General features: G+C 70.8%; 13 protein-coding genes and 3 pseudogenes. 6 read left to right on the top strand and 10 right to left on the bottom strand.

The genetic code is table 11. The annotated features are described in order from the left end of the window. The first annotated feature begins 109 nt into the window (after window positions 1-109). A pseudogene (locus ACPPVO_RS44280) lies at window positions 110-2,507 on the top strand (phosphoketolase family protein). After that, complete coding sequence (locus ACPPVO_RS44285; protein WP_426504537.1) at window positions 2,504-3,316, top strand: Cof-type HAD-IIB family hydrolase; 813 nt, start codon at window positions 2,504-2,506, stop codon at window positions 3,314-3,316. Before ACPPVO_RS44280 ends, ACPPVO_RS44285 begins: the two are co-directional and overlap by 4 nt. Before the next feature lie 179 nt (window positions 3,317-3,495). Here ACPPVO_RS44285 and ACPPVO_RS44290 read toward each other — a convergent pair whose 3' ends face one another. From ACPPVO_RS44290 to ACPPVO_RS44330, 9 genes and pseudogenes are all read right to left on the bottom strand, one after another. Continuing rightward, entirely contained in the window at window positions 3,496-5,499 is a 2,004-nt protein-coding gene (locus ACPPVO_RS44290) for a hypothetical protein (RefSeq protein WP_426504538.1), read from the bottom strand. Continuing rightward, the gene (locus ACPPVO_RS44295) at window positions 5,426-6,565 is read right to left on the bottom strand and encodes a glycoside hydrolase family 130 protein (protein WP_426504539.1); all 1,140 of its coding nucleotides are present in this window, start codon (window positions 6,563-6,565) and stop codon (window positions 5,426-5,428) included. The genes ACPPVO_RS44290 and ACPPVO_RS44295 overlap by 74 nt, the downstream gene beginning before the upstream one ends. Before the next feature lies 1 nt (window position 6,566). Next, the gene (locus ACPPVO_RS44300) at window positions 6,567-7,397 is read right to left on the bottom strand and encodes a carbohydrate ABC transporter permease (RefSeq protein WP_426504540.1); all 831 of its coding nucleotides are present in this window, start codon (window positions 7,395-7,397) and stop codon (window positions 6,567-6,569) included. Between the two features lie 2 nt (window positions 7,398-7,399). Next, entirely contained in the window at window positions 7,400-8,242 is an 843-nt protein-coding gene (locus tag ACPPVO_RS44305; protein ID WP_426504541.1) for a carbohydrate ABC transporter permease, read from the bottom strand. A 92-nt stretch (window positions 8,243-8,334) separates the two neighbouring features. Continuing rightward, window positions 8,335-9,621 (bottom strand): ABC transporter substrate-binding protein, encoded by a 1,287-nt coding sequence (locus ACPPVO_RS44310; protein WP_426504542.1) that lies wholly within the window; start codon window positions 9,619-9,621, stop codon window positions 8,335-8,337. 13 nt (window positions 9,622-9,634) lie between these two features. Continuing rightward, on the bottom strand, window positions 9,635-10,663 hold the full coding sequence (locus ACPPVO_RS44315) for a LacI family DNA-binding transcriptional regulator (protein WP_426504543.1): 1,029 nt from the start codon (window positions 10,661-10,663) through the stop codon (window positions 9,635-9,637). 278 nt (window positions 10,664-10,941) lie between these two features. Then, window positions 10,942-11,154: a hypothetical protein gene (locus ACPPVO_RS44320; protein WP_426514946.1), complete on the bottom strand. Its 213-nt coding sequence runs from the start codon at window positions 11,152-11,154 to the stop codon at window positions 10,942-10,944. A 53-nt stretch (window positions 11,155-11,207) separates the two neighbouring features. Further along, window positions 11,208-11,450: pseudogene (locus tag ACPPVO_RS44325) on the bottom strand (enolase C-terminal domain-like protein); the annotation flags it as partial. A 127-nt stretch (window positions 11,451-11,577) separates the two neighbouring features. Then, window positions 11,578-11,721 (bottom strand): annotated as a pseudogene (locus ACPPVO_RS44330) (hypothetical protein); the annotation flags it as partial. A 78-nt stretch (window positions 11,722-11,799) separates the two neighbouring features. Between ACPPVO_RS44330 and ACPPVO_RS44335 the strand changes: the two are divergent. From ACPPVO_RS44335 to ACPPVO_RS44345, 3 genes are all read left to right on the top strand, one after another. Then, window positions 11,800-13,194, top strand: coding sequence for an MFS transporter (locus tag ACPPVO_RS44335; protein ID WP_426504544.1), 1,395 nt, complete (start codon window positions 11,800-11,802; stop codon window positions 13,192-13,194). 216 nt (window positions 13,195-13,410) lie between these two features. Further along, window positions 13,411-13,821, top strand: a complete 411-nt coding sequence (locus ACPPVO_RS44340) for a DUF7144 family membrane protein (protein ID WP_426504545.1) — start codon at window positions 13,411-13,413, stop codon at window positions 13,819-13,821. Window positions 13,822-14,147: 326 nt separating this feature from the next. Continuing rightward, window positions 14,148-14,468: a hypothetical protein gene (locus ACPPVO_RS44345; protein ID WP_426504546.1), complete on the top strand. Its 321-nt coding sequence runs from the start codon at window positions 14,148-14,150 to the stop codon at window positions 14,466-14,468. A 43-nt stretch (window positions 14,469-14,511) separates the two neighbouring features. On the opposite strand, the gene ACPPVO_RS44350 is transcribed toward ACPPVO_RS44345, so the two are convergent. After that, window positions 14,512-14,670 carry a hypothetical protein gene (locus tag ACPPVO_RS44350; RefSeq protein WP_426504547.1) on the bottom strand — a complete coding sequence of 53 codons (159 nt, stop codon included), beginning with the start codon at window positions 14,668-14,670 and terminating at the stop codon, window positions 14,512-14,514. 235 nt (window positions 14,671-14,905) lie between these two features. On the opposite strand from ACPPVO_RS44350, the gene ACPPVO_RS44355 reads away from it, so the two are divergent. Then, window positions 14,906-17,701 carry an AfsR/SARP family transcriptional regulator gene (locus ACPPVO_RS44355; RefSeq protein ID WP_426504548.1) on the top strand — a complete coding sequence of 932 codons (2,796 nt, stop codon included), beginning with the start codon at window positions 14,906-14,908 and terminating at the stop codon, window positions 17,699-17,701. The last annotated feature ends 6 nt before the right edge of the window (window positions 17,702-17,707 follow it).

Raw genomic sequence — 17,707 nt, forward strand, 5'->3', positions numbered from 1 at the left:
CGGACACCGTCCTCCTGTACGCCTTCACCGCCCACTGGGACGACCTGCGGCACGTCAACCACCGAACGCACCCAGCGCTGACAGCAATCATTGACAGGAGCGCACGTCCATGTACCGGTTCGAGCCGACCGTCTCCAGCGTCGTCGTCGCCAGCGACGATTTCGACCGGTTGCACCGGTACTGGTGCGCCGCGAACTACCTGACCGTCGCGCAGATCTACCTGCAGGACAACCCGCTGCTGCGCGAACCGCTGCGGCCGGAGCACGTCAAACCGCGGCTGCTCGGGCACTGGGGCACCTCGCCCGGGCTCAACCTGGTCTACACCCACCTGAACCGGCTGATCAGACGGCACGACGCGGACGTCATCTACCTCGCTGGACCAGGCCACGGCGGACCCGCACTCGTCGCCCAGGCGTACCTGGAAGGCACCTACTCCGAGGTGTACCCGCAGGTACCCGCCGACCTGACCGGGCTCCGCCGGCTGTGCCGGCGCTTCTCCACCCCGGGCGGTGTACCGAGCCACGTCAGTGTGCAGACACCGGGCTCGATCCATGAGGGCGGCGAGCTCGGCTATGTGCTCACGCACGCCTTCGGTGCGGCGTTCGACAACCCCGACCTCATCGTCGCCGCGGTGGTCGGCGACGGCGAGGCGGAGACCGGTCCGCTGGCCGCCGCATGGCGGGGCACGGCGTTTCTCAACCCCGTCCGCGACGGCGCCGTCCTGCCGATTCTGCACCTCAACGGGTACAAGATCAGCGGTCCGGCGATCATGGCCCGGGATAGCGACGAGGACCTCGCTGCGTTCCTGCGCGGCAACGGTTACGAGGCGTACTTCGTGGAGGGCGACGACCCCCGGCTCGTACACAGCGTGTTCGCGGACACCCTTGAACGCTGCTATGACCGCATCCGGACGATCCAGTTCGAGGCTCGGACCGTCGGCACGCCGACCCGGCCTCGTTGGCCGGCCATCGTCCTGCGCACGCCGAAAGGCTGGACCGGCCCGAAGGACGTCGACGGCCGGCCGGCCGGCCGAGGGCACCTTCCGCGCCCATCAGGTGCCGCTGGCCGACGTCCGCGGCAACGCCCAGCACCTGGCGGCGTTGGAGGCATGGCTGCGCTCCTACGAGCCGGAACAGCTGTTCGACGACGCTGGCGCGCTCCAACGGGACCTGGCCGCCATCGCGCCCGAGGGCGAGCGACGGATGAGCGCCAACCCACACGCCAACGGGGGCCGGCTCCTGGTCGACCTGGACCTGCCGGACTTCCGCGATTACGCCGTCGACGTGCCCCACCCCGCGGTCGCGAGCAGCGAGTCGACCCGCCGCCTCGGGGAGATGTTGCGCGACGTCTACGCCCGCAACGCCGGCCCGGCCAACTTCCGGCTGTTCTGCCCCGACGAGACGAACTCCAACCGCCTCGGTGCGGTGTTCGAGACCGAGGACCGCTGCTTCGTCGGCCCCACGCTGGACCTCGACGAGCACCTGTCCGCGGACGGCCGCGTCATGGAGGTGCTCAGCGAGCACCTGTGCCAGGGCTGGATGGAGGGCTACACCCTCACCGGCCGGCACGGGATCTTCGCCACGTACGAAGCATTCGCGATGGTGTCGGCGTCGATGACCGCGCAACACACGAAGTGGCTGCAGGAGGCGGTGAACCTGCCGTGGCGCGCCCCGGTCGCGTCGCTCAACATCCTGCTCACCTCCACCTGCTGGCGCAACGACCACAACGGATTCAGCCACCAGGGTCCCGGCCTGATCGACGTCGTGCTGTCCAAACACGGCTCGGTGGCGCGGATCTACCTGCCGCCCGACGCCAACTGCCTCCTGTCGGTCGCCGACCACTGCCTACGCAGCCGCGACTACGTCAATCTCATCGTCATCGACAAGCAGCCGCAGCTGCAGTTCCTCGACATGCCCACAGCGATCGAGCACTGCCGGCGCGGCGCCTCCATCTGGGAGAAGGCCAGCGTCGACAGCGGACGCGACCCTGAGGTGGTCCTCGCCGCCGCCGGTGACATCCCGACGCTGGAGACCGTCGCGGCCGCGTGGCACCTGCGTCGCCTTGTACCGGACCTGCGGGTACGCGTCGTCAATGTGGTCGACCTCATGCGGCTCTTCCCCGCTCGGCACCACCCGCACGGCATGACGGAAGCCGAGTTCGTCGACCTGTTCACCGCCGACAAACCGGTTGTGTTCGCGTTCCACGGCTACCAGCGCGCGGTCCACGAACTCGTCCACGGCCATCCGGACGTCGACCGCATCCATGTGCGCGGCTTCCGCGAGCAGGGCACCACGACGACACCGTTCCAGATGGTCGTGATGAACCAGATGAGCCGCTTCGACCTCGCCGCCGAGGCCGTCCGCCGGGTACCGCGGCTGCGCGACCGGGCCCCGGAACTCATCGCCGACTGCGAGGCCCGGATCGCCCGCGCCACCCGGCACGCCTACGAACACCTCGAAGACGAGCCGGGCATCCGGGACTGGACCTGGACGGACCAGCTGTCATGAGCGCAGCGATCGCAGCGCTGCTGGCCGACGTCGACGGCACCCTCGTCACCAAGGACAAGGTCCTCACCGACCGCGCCGTAGCAGCCGTCCACGCACTGCAGCACCGAGGGGTGCTGTTCGCGGTGACCAGCGGCCGCCCACCCGGCGGCCTCACGCAACTCGTCGAGCCGCTGGGCATGACCGTACCGATGGCAGCCTTCAACGGCGGCGCCATCGTGATGCCTGACATGCGCGTCGCCGACGAAGCCCGGATCCCGGCAGCACACGCCCCCGCGATCATCGACACCATCCGCCGCCACGGCCTGGACGCCTGGGTCTTCGACGCGACAGCCTGGTACCTGACCGACAGTCGCGCCCCCCACGCCGAACGCGAGGCCCGGACGGTGCGCTGTGCGCCTCAAGTGGTGTCCGACTTCACCCACGTCCTCGACCGGGCAGTCAAGATCGTCGGGGTCAGCGACGACGCCGCCCTCGTCCAACGGTGTGAGGCCGCCGTCCATGCACAGTTCGGCAGTCACGTCAACGCAATCCGCTCACAGCCCTACTACCTTGATGTCACCCACCCGTCAGCAACCAAGGGCGTCGTCGTTCAACGCCTTTCCCGCTACGCCGGCATCGCGGCACAGCAGATCGCCACCATCGGCGACCAGGCCAACGACGTACCCATGTTCCTGCACAGCGGCATGAGTATCGCCATGGGTAACGCACCGGACGACGTCCGCCGCCACGCCACCCACATCACGGCCTCCCACCAGGACGAAGGCTTCGCGAAAGCGGTCGAGCGATACGTCCTGCCGGCCGCCGCATGAACGGCGCGAAGGCGAGGACCGGACCTGACGCACTTCCAGGCGTGGGCGCCGACGATCGGCGCTTCTCGTACGTCCTCTCCGCCGCGGACGACTGAGGTCGGGTGGCGAGTCCGTGGCGCCGGTGCTCGGCTGGGCAACCCGCCGTCCGGGCGTAGCGAGCACCGGCGCTCATCCACGGCCTACCGCTCGACGACGGTGAAGCCACCCGGGAGCACCACCGCGCGCACGCTGCTCCCCGATGCGGTACCGCGCCGGCATTGCACGCCCGTGTCGTCGTAGGTCTCGACCACGGCGGAGCCCGATCCGGCCACCGCAACGGTCACCGTCTGCGCCGTCCGGGCCGCGCTGCGCAGCAGTACGGTCGTGTGGCCGGCGCCGTCGATGACGTACCGGGACACCAGCGGTTCGAGCACCACCGCGTCGAGCACCGCGTCGCCGCCGGATGCGGTGGCGACGAGGTCGGTGTGCCCGACCGGCAGCTCACCGTCCAGCGTGACCGGCAACAGCGCGCCGGGCGCGGGTGACGTGCCCTGCGGGCCGATCCGGCCGTGCTGAACCGTCCCCAGCATCTGGTTCGCGCTCGACCAGCGGGTGACCGCGGGGCTGCCGGGCCGCAGGTCGACGATCGGCAGCACCAGCTGCGGCTGGTTCACCGCCGGTAGCCGGAACCGCGCCGACGAGCCGGTGGGGAGCTGGACGTAACTGCCGTTGCTGTACTGCGACTCACCGGTCCACGCCGACGGCGGCGTGACCACGGTGGCGCCGCCGGCCAGCGTGCCCTGCTCGGCCTCCACGGTCGTCGAACCCACCCGCTCCACGATCCGGCCTCGCCGGGCCAGCGCGGCCACCTGCGGGTCGGCGTCCAGGGCCAGCATGCTCAGCAGCCCGTGGATGGTCGACTCCGCGCCCGCGTTGCGGTTCACGGTGCCGTCCCCGCCGATGCCGTCGACGGTCCGCCCCGTCGCGGGGTCGTACGCCGCGACGCCGGCCGCGTTGGCCCCGAAGTACCAGGCGGCCATGATCCCGGCGAGGCGTTGGAATCCGTCGCGCCCGGTCGTGGCGGCCACGGCGAGCAGTGACTGCAGCCGCGAGTCGACGCCGTAGGCGATCTGGCTGCGGTCGATGCGGGCCGGCAGGCGTCCGTTGTCCGGGCCGCCGGAGGTGAGCAGCCACGGTGTGAAGGTGGCCGCGTCGGTCACCGCCGGGCCGGCCAGGCGGGGGTCGCCGAGGACCTTGCTCGCCCGGGCCAGGGCGGCCGGCATCTGCGAGGCCCAGGCGTGCCAGTCCGACAGCGACAGCGCCCACGGCCGGACGGCACCGAACGGCCAGCTGCGGGAGCCGCCGTCCGACAGCGCCGCGATGCCCTCCGCGAACTGCCGCAGCGCCCGGCGGGCCAGGTCGCCCCCGCCGGCCTCGACGTAGGCGGCCAGGCCCAGGACCGCTTCGGCGGTGGCGTCCGCGCCGTCGACGATGAGCCAGGCCGGCGTGCGCCGCCCGTCGACGGTCTGCCAGGACCCGTACCGGCGCAGCACCTGCCGGTCCAGGGCGGCGACGGCCAGGTCGAGGCGCTGCCGCAGGAACTGCGCGAACTCCCTGTCGGCGGTGCGCCAGGCGGCGTAGCCCTCGCCGAGGGCCCACACCGTGCGGGCCAGCCAGTACGACGGGCCGCTGTCGGACGGGTCCGGAGCATCCGGCGGGTCGGCGCTCGGGTTGAGGGTGCCGTCGCGCTGCATCCACAGGATCACGTTGCCGGCGTTCGGCCCGGTCGCCGTCTGGAAGTAGGCCAGGCCGCGCAGCAGTGCGCAGGACGCCGCCTTGCTGCTCGCGGCCCCGGTCTGCCGCCAGTGCCGCAGGTACACGACCGTCGCCCGGGCGATGTCGTCGGAGTTGAAGGCACCCTGGCCGTAGGTGTCGGTGGCCGGATCGTAGGCCCCGCCCCCGATACGCCGGTACGTCCCGTCCGGGTTCGGCTCGGCGTAGGTCCAGAGCACGCCGAGGTCCGGCGAACGGTCGAGCCGGTAGGTGGTGTGGCTGTCCAGCGCATGCACGGTCACGGCGTCGCGCAGGAAGTCCAGGTGGGCGAGGTTGGTCAGCCGGGCCGGGCGGGCCTCAGCCGGCGCTGAGGTCAGCAGCGGGGCGGTCAGAGCTAGACCGCTGCCGAGCAAGACGGAACGGCGCTTCATGGCTCACTCCTTCGGTGACACGGTCCAGCCGAGCGACGCCGATCCGGGCATCCGCCATGCCGTAGAAGACATAGCGGACGCCGTCGACCTCCTCGATGGCGGTGGGGAAGACAACGTTGGATACCGTGCCGTGCCGCTCGTCCTCGGTCTCCGGGACGAAGATCGGTTCGGGGGTCCGGTCGAGGACGCGCCCGGGGTCCTCCGGGTCGAGCAGCATCGCCCCGGCGGCGTAGGTGGCCCGCTGCCCGGCGGGATCGAAGCCGGGCGGGATGTATCCGGTGACCCCATGGTGGATCAGCAGCCAGCCCTCCGGCACCCGCACCGGTGGGGGGCCGGCGCCGATCTTGAGGGACTCGTAGTCGAACTGCGGCAGGGCCACGCAGCGGTGCCCCCGGGGGCGGGCCAGCGCGCCGAGGTCGGCCTCGGCCTCATCGGCCGGGACATAGGAGATCCAGATGCCGGGCCGCTCGTCAGAAATTCCAGCCGGCAGGTGTACTCCCTCACCCGGGCGGAACCAGCCGAGATCCCACATCGGACGGTGCAGCATCGCGTAGCTCGGCCGCCCGTCCGGTCCCGGCACCGGCTCGGGAAAGAAGACCGCGTCCTTGTTGGGGAACAGGTTCAGGTCGGTGTCGAGGCCCGGCTGGTAGGCGAACTGGACCGGCCCGAGCCGCTGCCACGTCCGCAGGTCGGCCGAGACCGCCAGAGCCAGGCGCGGGCCGAGCGGGCCGTAGGCGACGTACGTCATCAGATGCCGGCCCAGGCTCGGCACCCAGGTCGTGCGCGGATCCTCGATGCCGGCGTTGTTCAGGCCGCGCTCCCAGCCCTCGTCCGGGGCCAGGACGACGCCCTGCCGGCGCACCCCTACCGGGACACCGTCGCGGAGCTCGACCTCGGCCAGGCCGACCCGCGACACGTTGCCGGTCGCGACCATACGCGGCAGGAGATACAGCCGCCCGTCCGGTGTACGCCCACTGGCCGGGTTCAGCACGCCTTCGGCCTCGAGCGGATCACCGGGCTCGGGCGCCATCACCAAGCCGAGCCGGGTCATTGTGTACAGAACCATGTCAACCTTTCACCCCGGAACCGATGTCTGTGGACACGAACTGCCGCTGGAAGGCGATGAACAGGCCGACCGCCGGGGCGGCCAGCACACAGGCGCCGGCGAGGATCGCGCCGTACGGGTTCGCCGCCCGCGCCGACACGTTGCTGATGTAGTTGGCCAGCGAGACCGCCAGCGGCTGCATGCTCGCGTCCTTCGTGATCAGGAACGGCCAGAGGAACTCGTTCCACGGCCCGATGAACGTCAGCAGGACCGCGGTCAGCAGGGCCGGCCGCACCAGGGGCAGGGCGACCGACCAGAGGATCCGCAGCTCGCCGGCGCCGTCGAGGCGGGCCGCCGCGAACAGGTCGTCGGGCAGCTGGAGGAAGAACTGGCGGAAGATGAACACCGCGGTGGTGTTGATGGCGAAGGGCAGGATCATGCCCAGGTAGGAGTCGGCCAGCCCGTAGCCCCGCACGATCAGCACGTAGAGCGGGATCAGCAGCAGCTGGAACGGGATCACCTGGATCAGCAGCACGAGGCCGAACAGCGCCCCGCGGCCGCGGAACTGCAGGCGGGCCAGCGCGTAGCCGGCGAGCACGCCGAACACGACCGTGCCGAGCAGCACGCCGCCGGTGAAGATGCCGGAGTTGAGCAGCGAACGCAGCAGGTCGACCCGGGAGTTGATATCGGCGTAGTTGTGCAGCGTCAGCCCGGAGGACGGGATCGCGCCGGCCACCGAGGTGTCCGGCTCGGACTGCAGCGAACCGATAAGCATGTAGTAGAACGGGAACAGGAACACCAGCGCGCCGAGCAGCAGAATGCCGTAGCGGACCAAGGCAGTTGTCCGGGTCATGGTCAGCCCCTCTCGATGAATCGGCGGCTGATGTAGGAGACCAGCAGCACGCCGATGACCAGCAGCACGCCCAGGGCGGCGGCGAAGTCCGGTTCACCTTGCTGGAGTCCGCGCTGGTACATCACCAGGACCGGCGACGCCGACGCGCCGTCCGGGCCGCCGCCTCCGGTGAGCAGGTACGGCTCGGTGAAGAGGTTGCCACCGGTGATGAGGGCCAGGATCACCACGAGGGCCGTCGCCGGGCGGACCGCCGGCACGGTCACCGACCAGAACCGCTGCCACGCCGAGGCGCCGTCGACCGAGGCCGCCTCGTAGAGCTCCTTCGGCACGTTCTGCAGCGCGGCCAGGTAGAGCAGGATGAAGAACCCGAGCTGCTTCCAGGTCACGAACACGGCGATGACCGGCATCGCCAGGTGCTCGTTGACCAGCCACGACGGGTCCGGGGCCAGCGGGCCGAGCACCTTGTTGACCAGGCCGCCGGAGTTGAACAGGAACAGCCACACGCCGACGACGGCGACGCTCGCCGTCACGTACGGCACGTAGAACGCGATCCGCAGGAACGTGCGGGCGTGCACGACCCGGTTCAGCGCGTTGGCCAGCACCAGCGCGAGCGCGGTGGTGAGCGGCACGTTGATGACCAGGAAGACCAGGATGTTCCAGAATGCCTTGTGTACCCCCGGATCGCTCAGCACGGCCTTGTAGTTCGCGAGGCCGACGAACGGGGTGTCGACGACGGCGCCCGGGGCGGCGAAGAAGTAGTCGTGGAAGCTCATCCAGATCGCGAACCCGAGCGGGTAGGCGAAGATGACAGCGATGTAGACGGCGTACGGTGCGGCCAGGATCATGCCCACCGGGTGACGGCCGAGAACGGTCGCCACCCGATTGCGTGAGCCACGAACCTTGCCGCCCGCGACACCATCGGCGCGGGCGGCGGTCGTCATGATCCGCTGGCGAGCTGGTTGACCTTGGACTCGGCGCCGGAGAGCGCGTCGTTCACCGGCTGCTTGCCGAAGATCACCGACTGGGAGTAGGCGTCGCGGAACGTCTGCCAGATCGCGACGGAGTTCGGCACGTTCGGCACCTCGACGGTGCGGCCGGCCTGTGCGGCGAACTGGGTGTAAGTGGGGTTCTTGGTGAAGTAGTCCGGGTACGCGGCCTGCAGGTCCGTGCGCAGCGGCATCTGGCCGGTCTTGTTCAGCAGCGCGCCGTCCTGCTCCTTGCTGGTGGCGAACTTCATGACCTCCCACGCGGTGGCCCGGTTCTTGCACGCGCTGTACATCGCGACGTTCTTGGCGTCGCTGAAGGTCTTGATCTGGTCGGCCGGCTTGCCGGTGGAGGTGGGCACCGGCACCGCGCCCCATTTCACCTTGTTGCCGTAGACCGAGATTGCCCACGGGCCGACGATCGCCATGGCCGCCTTCTGATCGGCGAACGAGTCCCCGTTGTAGGTCTCCTTCGGCGCCAGGCCCTCGTCGTAGAGGGTCTTCCAGAACGAGGCGACCTTCTGCCCCTCCGGGCTGTTGAACTGGGCCTTGCCGTTCTGCACAAGCTGCTTGCCACCGGTCTCGGCGGCGAACAGCGGGTAGAAGTCGAACCACGGCTGGAAGAACTCGCTGGACGGTGCGGGGTAGATGGCGGCCGGGGCGACGCCGCTGGACTTGATCTTCCGGGCGGCCGTGAGGAAGTCGTCGTAGGTGGACAGCGCGGGCTTCTCCGGGTCGAGGCCGGCCTTGGCGAAGAGGTCCTTGTTGTAGAAGATCATGACCGGGTTGGACTTCCACGGCAGCTGATAGAACTTGCCGTCGGGCGACTTGTACTGGTCCGCCGTGGCACCGGTGCGATCGCTGATGTACTTCGCGGCCCCGTCGAAGCTGTCCAGCGGTACCAGACCGGCCTGTTTCTGGAATCCCGGCACCGCGGCGGGCGAAGTGTTGAAGATCAGGCACGGCGCGTTGCCGGCCGTGATCGCGGCACCGATGACCTCTTCGGAGGTCTTGCCGGCCGGAATCTCCTGCGCGGTGATCTTCTGGTCGGCGTGGGCGCCGTTCCACTGCTCGACCATGGCCTTGCCCCAGGCCAGCTCCTCCGGGTTGTTGGAGAGCCAGATGGTGATCTCGCCGGTGGCGGCGTTGGCCTTGGAGGTGTCGCCGCCGCCCTGGCCGTCGCAGCCGGCGGCGAGGACGAGCGCGAGTGGTACGACGACGGCGGGGAGAATGCGTTTCACTGTGCGACTCCGTTCAACGTGCGGAAGGTGCCGGCGCGGTCGAGCCCCGGACGATGAGCGCGGCCGGGGGAACAGCCACGTCGTCGACCGGGTCACCGGCGATGAGACTCAGCAGGGTGTCGGCCGCCAGCCGGCCCCACAGGTACGGGTCCGTGCTGACGGTGGTGAGTGGCGGAGCGATGTATCCGGACAGTTCGGTGTTGTCGAAGCCGGTGAACGACAGCTGGGACGGCACGGCAATGCCGTACTCCAGCGCGACGGACAGCCCGGCGATGGCCATCAGGTCGTTGGCGCAGACGATGGCCGTGGGCCGGTCGGCCAGGTCCAGCAGTTCTCGGGTCGCCCGGGCGCCGCCGGCCGCCGAGAAGTCGGCCTCCACCACGGCGGTGGCGGTCAGGCCGGCGCCGGCGAGGGCCTGCTCGAACGCCACCCGGCGGGTCGAGCCGTGCAGGAAGTGGGCCGGGCCGGCGATGTGCGCAATACGGCGATGCCCGAGCTCGACCAGGTGCCGCACGGCGGCGGCGATGCCCGGCCGGTCGTCGACCAGCACCGCCGGGTAGCCGCTGGGCACGTCCGGCCGCGCGATCGTGACGGCCGGCATCCCCAGCTCCCGCAGCAACGCGATCCGGGGCTCCCCGACGCGCAGGTCGAGGAGGAACACCCCGTCCACCCGCCCGTCGCCGGCCAGCCGCCGGTAGCCGGCCTCCTCCTGGGTGTCCGGCACCACCTGGAGCACGAGGGCCTGGCCCACGTCGGAGAGTGTCCGCTCGACGCCGGCGATGAAGGCGGGGAAGAACGGGTCGGCGCCGAGCAGTTCGGGCTCACGGGCGAGCACCAGCCCGACCGCGAACGCCCGCGAGGCCGACAGCGCGCGAGCCTGGTGGCTGGGCGTCCAGCCGAGCGCCTCGGCCGCCTCGAGGACGCGCAGCCGAGTCTCCTGCGAAACGCCCGGCCGCCCGTTCAGCGTGAAGGACACCGTGCCCTTGGAGACACCGGCAGCGGCCGCGACATCACGGATCGTGGGCCGTCCGAACTTGGCCATCTCGCTCCCGCCCCGAGTTCACTAAACCGGTTTGATCGGACCCTAAACCGGTTTGAAGAGCCCCGCATTTCGAGCGGCGAACTCGACGAAACATCCACATAAATGACAAAATGTCAAAGTGCGTCCATATTTACGCATGGAACGCTTTGGAACGCCCATGTGGCTGGACGGTCACGAAGTCGGAGATCGACTAGCGGCCGGGTAGCCGCGAGGTCTGGCCGGCCCTCAGATCAGCAGCGGAGTACGCATCACGGGCGTGGCCGGGCACACGGGACGGTTCACCATTCCGTGAAGGAGCCGTCGTCTCGGCGCCACAGCGGGTTGCGCCAACGGTGCCCCAGCGCGGCCATTCGTTCGACCGCCGCTTCGTCGATTTCGATCCCGGGACCCGGCCGCTGGGTGCGCTGCGCGTGGCCTCCCGCGAACTTGAACGGTGCCGGGTCGACGAGGTAGTCGAGCAGCTCCCCGTCCTGGTTGTAGTGGATGCCCACGCTCGCACGGGCTCTTCGACGAAGAGCGGAAAGTAGGGTTCCAGCAACGGCAGCAAGCGGCGGGCCATCGCCGTCGATGCCCGCCCGTGCAGGTCGACGACCACGTCGTGATCCGGGCCGATCGCTTCGCGGACGGCGGCGACCCGCTCGGCCACCTGCAGAGTGTTGGACGGCGTCTCGATGGGGCCGCGGGCCCCGGACCCGTTCATCTTGACCGCGGTGAAGCCGGCCCCGACCTGGGCGCGGGCCTGGTCGGCCAGGTCGGCCGGGCGGTCGCCGCCGATCCAGGCGTACATCCGGACACGTGGGCGGACGGGACCGCCGAGCAGGGCGTACACCGGCCGGTTGTAGGCCTTGCCGGCGATGCTCCCACAGCGCCTGGTCGATGCCGGCGACAGCGCTGGACAGGACGGGGCCGCCGCGATAGAAGCCGCCCTTGGTGAGTACCTGCCAGTGATCCTCGATGCGCAGTGGGTCGGCCTCGATGAGGTACTCGCCGAGTTCGGTCAACGGCGGCACTCTGCCGGGCACGCCCGGCGCCCACCTACCCCATCGCCCCAGCGTCACGCCCGGCTGTCGGCCCGTCCCCGCTCCGTTAGATACCCATCGGGGCGGGTAGCCGTTCGATCAATGCCGTTCGGACGATTGGAAGCACTCTTCGGCGGGCCGGCGCGGACCCGGGTCATCCTGTTGTTCGCCGGCGTGTTCGCCATGGGCTCCGCGGATCTCGGCATGCTCGGCGCGCTGGCCCGGGAGCTCGAGGGCTCCTTCCGAATCAGCCACACGCAGCTCGGCCTGCTGGCGACCATGTCGTCCGGGGTCGGCGCGCTGGCCACGATCCCGATGGGGGTGCTCGCCGACCAGGTCATCCGGGTACGGCTGATGATCTACACGATCGTCCTCTGGAGCACCGCCCTGCTCGCCGGCGGGGCGGCCCAGTCGTACCTGTGGCTGCTGCTCTCCCGGCTCGCGTTGGGCGGTGCGATCGCGGCGACCGGGCCACTGCTCGCTTCCCTGACCGGTGATCTCATTCCGACCGACGAACGGGCGAAGGTGTACGGCTGGATCCTGTCCGGCGAGATGATCGGCGCGGGCATCGGGCTGATCATCGGTGGCAACATCGGCGCCGCGGTGTCCTGGCGGTACGGATTCTGGCTGCTCGGCCTCCTCGGTCTCGGGCTGGCCGTCGCCGTCCACCGGTGGCTGCCCGAACCCGCCCGCGGCGGAGCGAGCCGGCTGCCTCCCGGCGTGCACGAGATCCCGCTGGCTGCCCCGGTCCGGATGCGCGGCAACCCCCTGGCAACACCACATGGCACCGGGGGCGCCGACGTCCTGCGGCAGGCCTGGCCGTCGCTCGGCCGGGCATTCGCCTACATCCTGCGCATCCCGACGATCCGGATCCTCATCCTCGCATCGTCGATCGGGTACTTCTTCTTCGCCGGCCTGCGCACCTTCAGCGTCGTCTTTCTGCAGAGCTGGTACGGCGTCAACATGCGCGAGTTGACCGGTTTCGTCGTGGCGGTGGGTGCGGGCGCACTCGCCGGCACGGTGCTCGGCGGGCGGCTGGCCGACCGGCTGCTGCACGGCCGCCACCCGAACGCCAGGATCGTGGTTCCGGCCGTGGCGTACATGGGGACGGCGCTGCTGTTCGCGCCGGGCCTGGCGAGCGCGTCGGTGGCGTTCGCCCTGCCGTTCCTCATCCCGGGCGTGGCGATGCTGGGTGCGGCGAACCCGCCGTTGGACGCGGCCCGGCTCGACATCGTCACGCCCTGGCTGTGGGGCCGCGCGGAGAGCGCACGGACGGTCCTGAGCCTCACCGCGCAGGCGCTTGGTCCCGTGTGCTTCGGCCTCGTCGCGGACGCGCTGGCCGGACGGGGCGCGACGAGCCGGACGGCCGGCGTGCGCGACACCTTCTTGATCATGCTCGTTCCACTGCTGGCCAACGGGCTGATCATGCTGTCGGCGCGGCACACCTACCTGACGGACAAGGAGGCGGCCCACCGAGCCGGCGCCACGGAGTGCGCCCCGGCCGCCGACTGACGACGACTTCCGGCCCGCGTACCGCGCGGTCCCGTCCAACCGGGCTGGAGGTCGTTGGGGAAGGGCCGGTCCAGAAGGGTTGTCCGCGCTCTGCGGGGGTATGCCAGGTGCCATCCTTCCCGGGTGGCGTCCCGCATCCGGCGTTGTGGACGCTGACCAGGGCTACGCGCGGCGTGACCTGTTGAACGGCACCCGCTGAGTGAAGGGGTGCCGAGCATGGCTGAGCAGAGAGCACAGCAGGAGACGGGGGGCGGGTGGGCCCGCGGCTTCACCGTCTTCGCCGGGATAATGATGATCATCGCCGGCCTGTTCCACATGGCCGCGGGCCTGGCCGCGATCGTCGAGAACAAGTTCTTGGTGGTCACGGGGGACTACTTGTACGCGTTCGACGTGACCGGCTGGGGATGGATTCACCTCATCGTGGGCCTCGTGGTACTCCTGGCCGGCTTCGCGGTGTTCTCCGGACGGCTGTGGGCCCTGGCCCTGGGCATCGTTCTAGCCGGACTGAGCGCCATCGCGAACTTCCTGTTCCTCCCCTACTACCCGGTGTGGTCGCTGCTGATCATCGCGCTGGATGTTCTCGTGATCTGGGCACTGGCCGTGCACGGCTGGAAGGTCAAAGCGTGATGGCCGGCCCCGGTGCCGGGCATCGATTCACGCGGTGTCAGACGGCGCGGGACCGGGCGCAGCGTCATGGGTGTGGTACTCACCCGCGAAGGACACCGACATACCCACTGGCCGCGTCGCCGACTGGCTGATCTGGGTCAGCTTCGGCATCGGCGCCCTGGTTTTCTACGGTCTGGACAGCGTGTTGGAACGTCGATCGGCGACCGGGGCCGGGCCGGCGCGGGCCTGTCGATCGCCCTCGGAGCACTGCTCGACGGTATCCCGGAGTCCATTGTCCTCGGTGTCGGCGTGGCCGTCGGCGGGACCGCGTCAGCATTGGCTTCCTCGTGGCCGTGCTCGTATCGAACGTGCCCGAGAGTCTCTCGGCGACCGCTGACCTGCGCAGGAGTCATTCCGCTGCCTGGATCTGTGGACTCTGGGCGGCCATCGTCGTCTGCTCCGCACTGGCCGCCGCCCTCGGCTACGCCCTCGCGTCGCATCTTTCCAATGTGGATGGACGCTACGTGCAGGCGCTCGCCGGCGGCTCTGTGTTGACCATGCTCGCCGACCCGATGATGCCCGAGGCCTTCAGCCGCGGCGGTCGCCGGATCGCACTGCTGACGGCGCTGGGATTCGCGGTCGCTGCCTTCCTCACGACGCTGGACTGAACGCTCCCGGCGGCGATGGCCGGCCGGCTGGTGGCGCCCGTCGTCACCGGCCCGGTCGATGCGCGAGGTGGTGAGCCAGGAGTCGTTCGTCTTGTGTGCAGGCGTCCGGGCGGGGCCTCGCGGCCCAGATGTCGGCCTCGAGCTCGATCGCCGTGCGGTCCCACTCCTGTTCCGGGCCGAAGCTTCCACCGAAGAAGCTCATCGGCGCACGGTATGCCCGGGCTCGGCGACGCCGGGTGGCTGATGGAGGTTTGGGGGAGGCAAGGCTGGATCAGCGACACTGTGAGTGCGACCCCATTCCCGCGTCGGGACCCTCGAATTCCACGGGACGGACCGACAATGGGCGCTGGTGGCCCCCGTCGTCACCGGCCCGGTCGATGCGCAAGGTGGTGAGGTTGTTGTCGGGTGGTGGCCTGCGGTTCGCGGTACTGGGGCCCGTGCGTGCGTGGCGTGGCGCCGCGGAGGTCGACCTGGGGGCGCCGCAGCAGCGGGCGCTGCTTGCGCTGCTGCTGGTGCGGGCGGGGGAACCGGTCGGCCTCGGCGAGGTTTTGGATGTGCTGTGGGGGACAGATCCGCCGAATACCGCGGTGAACGTGGTGCACCGCCATGTCGGTGTGCTGCGGCGGCTGCTGGAGCCGGATCTGCCGGTGCGGTCGGCGGGGCAGTGGCTGGTGCGGTCGGCGGGCGGGTACCGGCTCGACGCCGGCGTCGACGCCGTCGACGTGCTGCGGTTCCGCGCGCTGAGCCGGCAGGCCCGCCAGGCGGTCGAGACCGATGCGGGGAGCGCGGCCGCGCTGTTCGCCGAAGCGCTGGAGCTGTGGCACGGCGTGTGCGCGGCCGGCATCGACGCCGACGCCCGGGCGCATCCGGTCTTCGCGGCCGTGGAGCGCGAGTTCCTGGCCGCGGCCCGGGACGCGGCCGCGGCCGGGGTGTTGGCCGGACAGGTGGATCGCCTGCTACCGGCGCTGCAGGAGGCGGCGGTGCGCGCCCCGCTCGACGAACCGGTGCAGGCCGGGCTGGTGCTGGCCCTGGCCGCGGCCGGTCAGCAGGCCCAGGCCCTCGCCGTGTACCAGCGGGTCCGCGAGCGGCTGGCCGACGATCTCGGCATCGATCCCGGCGCCGAGCTGGTGGCGGCGCACGCGGCCGTGCTGCGCCGGTACCCGGCCCGATCCGGGGCCGCGGCCGGGCCGGCGGAGCCGGTGCAACGACCCCGGCCGGCACAGTTACCAGCAGCCCCGCCCACGTTCGTCGGTCGGCGGAGCGAACTGGCCCGCGCGCTGGCGCTGCACGCCGGCGACGTGGCGGCGGCGACGGTGGTGATCAGCGCGATCGGGGGCATGGCGGGGGTCGGGAAGACCACCCTGGCCGTCCATTGGGCGCATCAGGTCGTCGACCAGTTCAGCGACGGGCAGCTGTACGTCAACCTGCGTGGCTTCTCGCCCGAAGCGGACGTGATGCGCCCCGAGCAGGCGCTGCACGGCTTCCTGGACGCGCTCGGCGTTGCGCCGCAGAGCGTCCCGACCGGGCTCGACGCGCAGGCGGCGCTGTACCGCAGCCTGCTGAGCGGGCGCCGTATGCTGGTCCTGCTGGACAACGCCCGCGACGTCGAGCAGGTGCGGCCGCTGTTGCCGGGCGCCGGCGGCTGCCTGGCGATCGTCACCAGCCGCAACACGATGGCCGGTCTGGTCGCGGTCGAAGGCGCCCAGTCGCTGACGTTGGACGTGTGGTCTGCCGAGCAGGCCGGTGATTTCCTCGGCCGCCGGCTCGGCGCCGGGCGGGTCGCGGCCGAGCCGGCGGCGGTGGATCAGATCGTCAGCCTGTGCGCCGGGCTGCCACTGGCGCTGGCCATCGTGGCGGCCCGCGCCGCCACGAAGCCGGCGTTCCCGCTCGGCGCCATCGCGAACGAGCTGCGTGAGGCGCACGGCAGCCTCGAGGCGTTCAGCGGCACCGACGCGGGCATCAACGTGCGGGCGACGTTCTCCTGGTCGTACCGGACGCTCAGCCCCGCCGCCGCCCGGCTGTTCCGGCTGCTGGGCACGCACCCGGGCCCCGATGTCGGCGTCCCCGCCGCCGCGAGCCTGCTCGGCGCCCCGATCCGGCAGGTGCGGCCGCTGCTGGCCGAACTGACCACCGCGCACATGCTCATGCAGCCCTCGCCCGGCCGGTACGGGTTCCATGAGCTGCTGGGGGCCTACGCCGCCGAGCTGGCCGGGACGGTCGACACGGCAAGCGAGCTGGACCTCGCACAGCGCCGGAGCGTCGAGTACTACCTGCGCACGGCGGGCCGCGCGGATCGCCTGCTCCAGCCGCAGCGCGTGCCTCAACAGCTCGACCTGGGGCCGGCCGCCGACGACGTCATCGCCGAACCGTTCGAGGACCACCGCGCCGCGCTCGCCTGGTTCACCGCCGAGCGGGCAGTCCTGACCGCGCTGATCGAACGGACCGCGCGGGACGGACGGGACGTCGAGACCGAGTACCTCGCGTGGAGCCTCAACACGTTCCTGCATCGCCAGGGTCACTGGCACGACTGGGTTACCGCCCGCCGCCATGCCCTGACCGTGACCGAACGCGGCGCGGATCGGGCCGCACAGGCCCGCGCCCACCGGGACCTCGGACACGCGCTGTGGCAGGTGGGGCGGCTCGACGAGGCGCGCGTGCAGTACACGCTCGCCCACGCCGGCTTCGTGGGCACGGACAACTTCACCGAGCAGGGCCACGTGCAGCGTGGCCTCGCCCGCACGTACATGCGTGAGGGCCGGTATACGGAGATGGTGCTCCATTGTGAGCTTGCCGGTGACCTGTACCGGGCCGACGGCAACGACAACGGATACGCGAAGGCGCTCAACGAGGCCGGGCTCGGCTATGCCTACGCCGGCGACTACGGCCAAGCGTTGACGAACTGCACGGCGGCGCTGGTCCTCTTCGAGCGGCTGGGTGACCGTCACGGTCAAGCGGCCACGCTGCACAGCATCGGCTACGCCCACCACCGCCTCGGCGATCACCGCACCGCCATCGGCTTCTTCACCCGGGCGCTGCAGCTGTGCCAGGAGGTCGGTGACCGGCACGGCGAGGCCGAGACGCTGACCAACCTCGGCGACGCGTGCCAGGCCGCCGCCGACGGCACCGCCGCCAGAGAGCACTGGACGGCGGCCGAGGCGATCCTCGTCGACCTCGGCCACCCCGACCTGGATGGCCTCCGGGCCAAACTCGCCGCGGCCGAGTCATCGTCGTGACGGTGG

This window comes from Dactylosporangium sp. McL0621 (assembly GCF_049995355.1).
Taxonomy (GTDB): Bacteria; Actinomycetota; Actinomycetes; order Mycobacteriales; family Micromonosporaceae; genus Dactylosporangium.